Source organism: Paraburkholderia sp. Ac-20336, from assembly GCF_017105025.1.
In the GTDB taxonomy this organism is placed as follows: Bacteria; Pseudomonadota; Gammaproteobacteria; order Burkholderiales; family Burkholderiaceae; genus Paraburkholderia.
Map to the genome: position 1 here is coordinate 1 of NZ_JAAGPS010000205.1, position 7,535 is coordinate 7,535.

The following is a 7,535-nucleotide window of genomic DNA, read 5'->3' on the forward strand; positions in this document are numbered from 1 at the left end:
TATCGCCGGCGAGCCGGTCACGCGTTGCCACCAGCGCGTGCGGTCGCGCTCGGCGAGCATGGCCGCGCAGCGCAGGTTGTCGAGCACGCTAAGCCGCGCGAACACACTCGTGCTCTGGAAACTGCGCGCGAGGCCACGGCGCGCGATCGCAGCCGGCGCGAGCCGCGTGATCTCCGCGCCGAACAGATGGATGCGTCCCGCGCTCGGCCGTGCACCGCCCGCGATCAGATTGAACAGCGTCGACTTGCCCGCGCCGTTCGGGCCGATCAGCGCATGCCGCTCGCCAGGCTCGATCTCGAGATCGACACCGCGCAGAATCCGCGTCGCACCGAAACGCTTTTCGATGTTGTAGAGACCCAGTGCCGGGATCATCGCGTCTCTCCGCTGGATGACGCAACGCGAGCGCGCCCGGCTTGAGGGGCGAGACGAGCGTGCGCGCGCATCGCATAGCGCGTGGTCAGCGCACCGAACGCGGCAAGCAAGGCCAGCGCCACGGCGGGCCACCACGACACCGCGCTCAACGCCGATGCAAGCGGCGCACCGTCAGCCCCCGCGTTTGCGCCGAAGCCGAAGATCGCGCCCGCCGCGCCCTCGTCCGCGCCGAATCGCGCGGCATAGGCCCACTGCACCGCGAGCACGACGGCCGCGCTCCACAGCACCGCCGCCAGCACACTCCATAGATAGGCGGCGCGGCGCCGCCGCCAGCCTTGCGCCGCGATGCGCGCCGCGTGCCGCGCGCAGAAACCCGCGAGCCCGTCGGGCGCGGCGAGCACGACGGCCACGAAGAAGAGACCCAGATAGAACAGCCACGCGCGCGTGACGCTCGCGACGATCACGCTGAAAAACGTCAACACGAGCGCGCCGGCAACCGGCCCGAAAAACGCAGCCGTCCCGCCGATCACCGTCGCGATCAGCACCGCGCCCGAGCGCATCATGCCGACGCTTTCCGTCGACACGAGTTCGATATTGACGAGCCCCATCGTCCCCGCCATGCCCGCGAAAAACGCCGACAGCACCACCACGCCATAGCGGATACGCGCCGGATAGCAGCCGATCGCGGCCGCGCGCGCCGGGTTGTCGCGCACCGCGTTCGCGAGGCGCATGAACGGCGTGCGCGACAGCGCGAACATCGCCGCGCTCGCGGCGAGACACCACAGCGCGATCAGCGCATAGGCCTCGCGCGCCGGACCGAAGCTCAGGCCAAAAAAGCGCGGGCCGCTCGCGCGATCGATCGCGATGCCGGCCTCGCCGCCGAACCAGCCCGGCAGCGTCCACGCGGCCGCGACCACGAGTTCGCCGAGGCCGAGCGTAATCATCGCGAACGCGGTGCCGGCGCGGCGCGTCGCGATCAGGCCGAACAGCAGGCCGCACAACGCGCCGCCCATGCCGCCGACGAGCGGCAGCAGCACGAGCGGCATGCCGGTCGCGTTGAACATGCGCGCGGCGATCAGCGCGCCGAGCCCCGCATAGGCGGCATGCCCGAACGACAGCAGCCCGGTCTCGCCGAGCAGCAGGTTGTAGGAGAGCGCGAACACGATCATCGTCGCGGTCTGCGCGAGGTACGCGAGCAGCCAGCTTTGCGACCCGACGAACGGCGGCAGCGCGAGAAAGACGGCGAGCGCGAGCCAAGGTGCGAACGAACGCGCGGACGGCCCACGCCCAGCGGTTTGCGGTGCAGTCCCAGGGCGCTCCGGGTGCTCCGGGTGCTCCGGGTGCTCCGGGCGTTCAGGGCGTGCTGCGGCGCCCCTCGCCTCCGCCCCCGCATCCCGCTTACGCATGATCCCCCCGCCGTCCGAACAGCCCTCGCGGCCTCAGCGCCAGCACCGCGACGAGCAGCAGATACGGAATCAGCGGCGCGAGTTGCGCGAGCGTCAGCGCGTCCCAGTCGGGCGGCAACGCCACGCCGGCGACCGACAGCACCTCGCCCAGCGACACGTCGCTCGCCACCGCGAGCGTCTGCACGCAGCCGACCAGCAGCGACGCCACGAGCGCCCCGCTCAACGAACCGAGCCCGCCGATCACGACCACGACGAACACGATCGAGCCGAGCGATTCCGCCATCGCCGGCTCGATCACGAAGAGCGGCGCGCCGATCGCGCCGGCCAGCGCGGCGAGCGCCGTGCCGGCCGCGAATACCCCGGTGAACACGGCGGGCACGTTATGACCGAGCGCTTCGACCGCTTGCGGATGCGTTAGCGCGGCGCGCACGACGAGGCCCGTGCGCGACACGCGCAGCACCGCGACGAGCGCCGCGAGCATCGCCAGCGACACCGCCATCATGAACGCGCGATAGCGCGCGAAGCTCGCGCCGTACAGCGAGAACAGCGGACCGTCGAGCACGGCCGGCACCGGCGCGGACAGCGGACCGAGCCCCCAGCCGAGCTTGACCAGTTCGCCGAGCAGATACGCCGCACCGAACGTGAGCAGCAACTCGGGCAGATGACCGTGCGCGCGCACGCGCCGCAACAGCCAATGCTCGAACGCCGCGCCGAGCAGACCGACGACGAGCGGCGCGATCACGAGCGCGCTCCAGAACCCGGCGCGCGCGGCCACCGAAAAGCCGACGTACGCGCCGAGCATGTAGAAGCTCGCATGCGCGAAATTGAGCACGCCGAGCATGCTGAAAATCAGCGTGAGCCCGGCGGACAGCATGAACAGCAGCAGCCCGTAGCTGAGGCCGTTGAGGAGATTGACGATGAACGATTGCACGCGCTGAATCCGTTCCGGTCTGTCCCGACTCGCTTCAGCCCGCCTGCGCGGCCACGGCAAGCGGTTCGAGCGCTGCGCGCAGTTCGGCGGGCAGGTTCACGGGACGGCGCGTGACGCGATCCACGTAGACGTGCACGAAATGCCCCTGCGCGGCGGGTTCGACCTCGCCCTCCCGGAAAAGCCCGACTTCGTAGCGCACGCTCGACGTGCCGAGCCGCGCGACACGCAGGCCCGCGTCGATGCGATCCGGAAACACGAGCGGCGCGAAGTAATTGCACTGCGTCTCGACGACGAGCCCGATCGTCGCGCCCTGCTCGAAATCGAGCACGCCCGCGCGGATCAGATACTCGTTCACGACGGTGTCGAAATAGCTGTAGTAGACGACGTTGTTCACGTGACCGTAGACGTCATTGTCCATCCAGCGGGTCGTGATCGGCAGGAAGTGCGGGTAGGCGGAGCGTGGCGCGGGAGCGGGTTTGTTCATGAGGCGTGGGGTTTGATCGGCTGCGTGATGATAGGGGTATTTCTGGCGATAGCGATAGCGATGACGCAAGCGATGACAATGACCATGACGACAACAGCGGCGGTCAGGCGCGACGCGTGGCCGTGGCCGCTACCGCGCACCGCCTCGCCTCGTCACAGCGACTCGGTCAGCATGCGACGGTAATCGTCGGCCGTCGCTTCGCGCGGATTCGTGCGATGGCAATGATCGGCGAGCGCGCCCTGCACGACCTTGTCGAACATGCTCTCGTCGACGCCCATCTGCGCGAGGCCGGTCGGCAGACCGAGCCGTGCCGTCATGTCGAACAGCGCCTGCGCGAGATCGGTCTGCTCGGACAATCCCATCACGCGGCGCATGCGTGCGAAGCGACGCTCGGCCACCACGCTCGGCGCGCGTTCGTTGAAGCGCAGCACGGCGGGCAGCACGACCGCGTTCAGCGTGCCGTGATGCAGCGAGGTTCGGCCGTTCACCTTCAGCCCGCCCAGCGGATGCGACAGCGAGTGTACACAGCCGAGCCCCTTCTGGAACGCCATCGCGCCCTGCATCGACGCGCTCATCATGTTCAGACGCGCCTCGCGGTCGCTGCCGTCCGCGCATGCCCGCTCGATGCTGTGCCACGCGCGTTCGAGACCGTCGAGCGCGATGCCGTCGGCGGGCGGATTGAAGGCCGGCGCGAGGAACGTTTCGATGCAGTGCGCGATCGCGTCCATGCCGGTCGCCGCGGTCAGCCCCGGCGGCAGGCCGAGCGTCAGGCCCGGATCGCAGAGCGCCGCTTTCGGCAGCAGATGCCACGAGTGAAAGCCGAGCTTGCGGCCATCGTCGAGGATCACGATCGCGCCGCGCGCGACTTCGCTGCCGGTGCCCGCGGTGGTCGGAATCGCGATCAGCGGCGCGACGGCCTCGGTGATCTTCGCGCTGCCGCCTTCGATCGTCGCGTACTGCGTGAGCGGTCCCGGATGCGTGGCCGCGATCGCGACGCCCTTGGCGAGATCGATCGACGAACCGCCGCCCACCGCGACCAAGCCATCGCAGCCCGCGTCGCGATACAGCCGCGCGGCGGCCAGCACCATCGCCTCGGTCGGGTTCGACGGCGTGTCGTCGAAGAGCGGCACGTCGCCGAGCTTCAGCGCGTCGAGCGCGCGCTGCGCGATGCCGGCCGCGACGACGCCCTTGTCGCTGATGACGAGCGGCCGCGTCATGCCGATGCGCGCGCATTCGGCCGGCAGTTGCGACAATGCTTCGTAGCCCAGATGAATATGCGTCAGATAGTAGATGTAAGCCATGCCGTGCTTCTCCCGAGCGTGAGCTCATTGACCGCTGATTGACTTGGGTTGATCGTTCGTTGCCGCGCTGACTGGGTGCTGGTTCGGGTGCTGTTTTGTGCGTTGTTTGGTGTGCTATTTCGTGTGCTATTTCGTGTGCTATTTCGTGTGCTGGTTCGTGTGCTGGTTCGTGTGCTGGTTCGTGTGCTGGTTCGTATGCCGGTTCGTGCGTCGTCTGGTGTGGCCGATGCCGTGCGCCGTATCGAGCTTGTCTGCGCGGGCCGTGTCGTTTAGGCCTGCTTCGAGCTTCGCCGCCGTTGCCTCGTCGGCCCGTTATGTATCGTCGCCCGATGAAGTACCGCCGACGCGGGCAACACCATGCTCGCCGTCATCGCGCCGCCCGCGAACGCGACTCACTGCCCCGGCCGCTCGACGAATTCGAACGGCAGACCGCGCCGCCGCATCCATTCGCCGAGCGCCTGGCCGGTGCCCGCACGCCAGGGCCGCAGTTTCGCCGGCTCGACGAGCCGGTATTCGAGCAGTTCCGGCGACAGCGAGACCGTCCCATGCGCCTTCACGTGATACGCGATGATCAGCTCGTTCTTGCGAATGAACTCGTACACGCCGATCAGTTCGACCGACTCCGTCTGCAGCGACGTCTCTTCGAGCACTTCGCGCGCGATGCCCTGTTCCGGCGTCTCGCCGTTTTCGAGGAAGCCGGTAATCAGCGCGAACATGCCCTCGGGCCACGCAGCATTGCGCGCGAGCAGAATCTTGCCCTCGTACTCGACGATCGCGGCCACGACCGGCAGCGGGTTATTCCAGTGGACGTAGCCGCACACGGTATCGGGGCAGCTTTGGCGTATGCGGCCGCCTTCGTGCTCGGGGTCGGCGCGTTCGGTCAACGGCTTGGCGCAGCGGGGACAAAAGCGGTATTCGGTCATGTCGTGAGGTGTCTCGTGTCTTGTGTGTATGTCTGTCTGCCGCGATTGGACGCGGTCGGGGGCGGCTGCGTGCGATGGCGAGGAGTGAAGGCGGAAGATGATGGCGGCGGCGGCGCGCTTCGCTTCACGCCTTGCATCACGCCGCGCACAACTCGCGCAGCTCGGCGGCAAAGCGCTCGACCGTCGCGGGCTGCGTGTCCCACGCGCACATCAGCCGGCAGCCGCCCGCGCCGATGAATTCGTAGAACCTCCAGCCGCGCGCGCGCATCGCCTTCGCGGCGTGCGGCGGCAACTGCGCGAAGACCGCGTTCGATTCGCCCGGAAACATGATGCTCACACCCGGAATTTCCTGCAACCGCGTTTGCAGCAGACGCGCCATCGCGTTCGCGTGACGCGCGTTGCGCAGCCACACGTCGTTGTCGAGCAGGCCGAGCCAGGGCGCGGAGATGAAGCGCATCTTCGAGGCAAGCTGCCCCGCCTGCTTCAGGCGATAGGCGAAATCGTCGGCGAGGGCGCGATCGAAGAACACCACCGCTTCGCCGACCGGCAGGCCGTTCTTCGTGCCGCCGAAGCACAGCACGTCGACGCCCGCGCGCCACGTGATCTCCGACGGATGCACGTCGAGCGCCGCGACCGCGTTCGCAAAGCGCGCGCCGTCCATATGCAGCTTCAGATGACGGCGCTTCGCGATCGCCGCGATCGCGCGCACTTCCTCGACCGTGTAGACGGTGCCGACCTCGGTCGACTGCGTGAGCGTGACGACCTTCGGCTTCGGATAGTGGATGTCGGCGCGGCGCGTGACGACCGTTTCGATCGCATCGGGCGTGAGCTTGCCGCCGATGCCGGGCGCCGTCAGCAGCTTCGAGCCGCCCGAGAAGAATTCGGGGCCGCCGCATTCGTCGGTCTCGATGTGCGCGAGTTCGTGGCAGATCACCGAGTGATACGACTGGCATAGCGAGGCCAGCGCGAGCGAGTTGGCGGCCGTGCCGTTGAAGACGAAGAACACCTCGCAGTCGGTCTGGAACAGATCGCGCAGACGGTCGCAGACCTGGTTGGTCCAGGAATCGTCGCCGTAGGCCGGCTCGTGGCCGCTGTGGTTGGCTGCGATCAGCGCCTCGAGCGCTTCGGGACAGATGCCGGCGTAGTTATCGGACGCGAAATGTTGCATGGTGGCGCGGCGCGCCCGGCGACAGGCGCGTGGAAATGACGGGAAGCGGTCATTTTAGTGCGATCGTGCGATTTTGGTGAAGGTATGCGGGATGGGCGCCGGGTGTGGTGGTATCGGATGTCGGCCTGGGAAGGGGGATGAGGTTGGGGCTTGGGGCTTCGGGCTTCGGGCTTCGGGCTTCGGGCTTCGGGCTTCGGGCTTCGGGCTCTCCAAATCGTCGAACACCTCGGCCGTTAGTTGCAGCCGCAATCCGGCATACCGCCACGGCCACGCGGCATGCGCGCCACGGCGACCAGTCCCGCCGCCCCCGCCAGCAGCGCGCCCACGGCCAGCCACAGCGCCGGCGAAAACGATCCCGTCTGCGCGGCAATCGGCGCGGCCACCAACGGACCGACGATCTGGCCGATGCCGTAAGCCGCCGTCGCATAGCCCATCAGGCCGGCCGCGTCGTCGCCACGCAGACGCCGCGCCTCGCGCATCGCGAACAGCGTGATCGCGGTGAACGGCAGGCCGATCAGGATGCTGCCGAGCGAAAAACCGCCCGCCGTCGGCCAGACGATGCCCAGCGCGATGCCGAGCGCTTGCAGCACGTAGGAACCGGCGAGCAGCGCACGGTTGTCCCAATGCACGGGCAAACGCGCGGCCGCCATCGCACCGACGATCAGCGCCACGCCGAACATCGGCCAGAACAGGTCAGGCCACGACGAACCCGGCAGCGCGTGGCGCGCTATGACTGGCAGGAACGTCGCGGTGATGATGTAGCCGAAGCCGGGGATGCCGTAGAGCAGGACCAGCCAGAAGGCGTCGACACGGTGAGCGGTGGCGCTTCGATGGGCCGGGATTGAGTGGGCGTGCTCCTCGGCGGTGTCGGCCGAGGCAACGTGAGTCGATTCGGCCAACGCCGCGACAGCAGCGCGCTCTGACTCAAGATAGTCCGCCGCGCCCTCCCT

8 protein-coding genes are annotated in these 7,535 nt (G+C 68.3%); all 8 read right to left on the reverse strand.

From position 1 onward, the window contains the following. A partial coding sequence (locus GXB81_RS29725) for an ATP-binding cassette domain-containing protein (RefSeq protein WP_205991089.1) occupies positions 1-372 on the reverse strand: 372 nt, incomplete at its 3' end. Further along, positions 369-1,778 carry a branched-chain amino acid ABC transporter permease gene (locus tag GXB81_RS29730; RefSeq protein ID WP_205991090.1) on the reverse strand — a complete coding sequence of 470 codons (1,410 nt, stop codon included), beginning with the start codon at positions 1,776-1,778 and terminating at the stop codon, positions 369-371. The genes GXB81_RS29725 and GXB81_RS29730, both read right to left, overlap by 4 nt. After that, positions 1,771-2,709, reverse strand: coding sequence for a branched-chain amino acid ABC transporter permease (locus GXB81_RS29735; RefSeq protein WP_205991091.1), 939 nt, complete (start codon positions 2,707-2,709; stop codon positions 1,771-1,773). Before GXB81_RS29735 ends, GXB81_RS29730 begins: the two co-directional genes overlap by 8 nt. 34 nt (positions 2,710-2,743) lie before the next feature. Beyond that, on the reverse strand, positions 2,744-3,193 hold the full coding sequence (locus GXB81_RS29740; protein WP_167043166.1) for a thioesterase family protein: 450 nt from the start codon (positions 3,191-3,193) through the stop codon (positions 2,744-2,746). A 152-nt stretch (positions 3,194-3,345) separates the two neighbouring features. After that, positions 3,346-4,494: an iron-containing alcohol dehydrogenase gene (locus tag GXB81_RS29745; RefSeq protein ID WP_205991092.1), complete on the reverse strand. Its 1,149-nt coding sequence runs from the start codon at positions 4,492-4,494 to the stop codon at positions 3,346-3,348. Positions 4,495-4,886: 392 nt separating this feature from the next. Further along, positions 4,887-5,417 carry an NUDIX domain-containing protein gene (locus GXB81_RS29750; protein WP_167043162.1) on the reverse strand — a complete coding sequence of 177 codons (531 nt, stop codon included), beginning with the start codon at positions 5,415-5,417 and terminating at the stop codon, positions 4,887-4,889. 136 nt (positions 5,418-5,553) lie between these two features. Then, on the reverse strand, positions 5,554-6,585 hold the full coding sequence (locus GXB81_RS29755) for a low specificity L-threonine aldolase (RefSeq protein ID WP_205991093.1): 1,032 nt from the start codon (positions 6,583-6,585) through the stop codon (positions 5,554-5,556). A 233-nt stretch (positions 6,586-6,818) separates the two neighbouring features. Further along, the coding region (locus tag GXB81_RS29760) for a YbfB/YjiJ family MFS transporter (RefSeq protein WP_241016581.1) at positions 6,819-7,535 on the reverse strand (717 nt) is incomplete at its 5' end.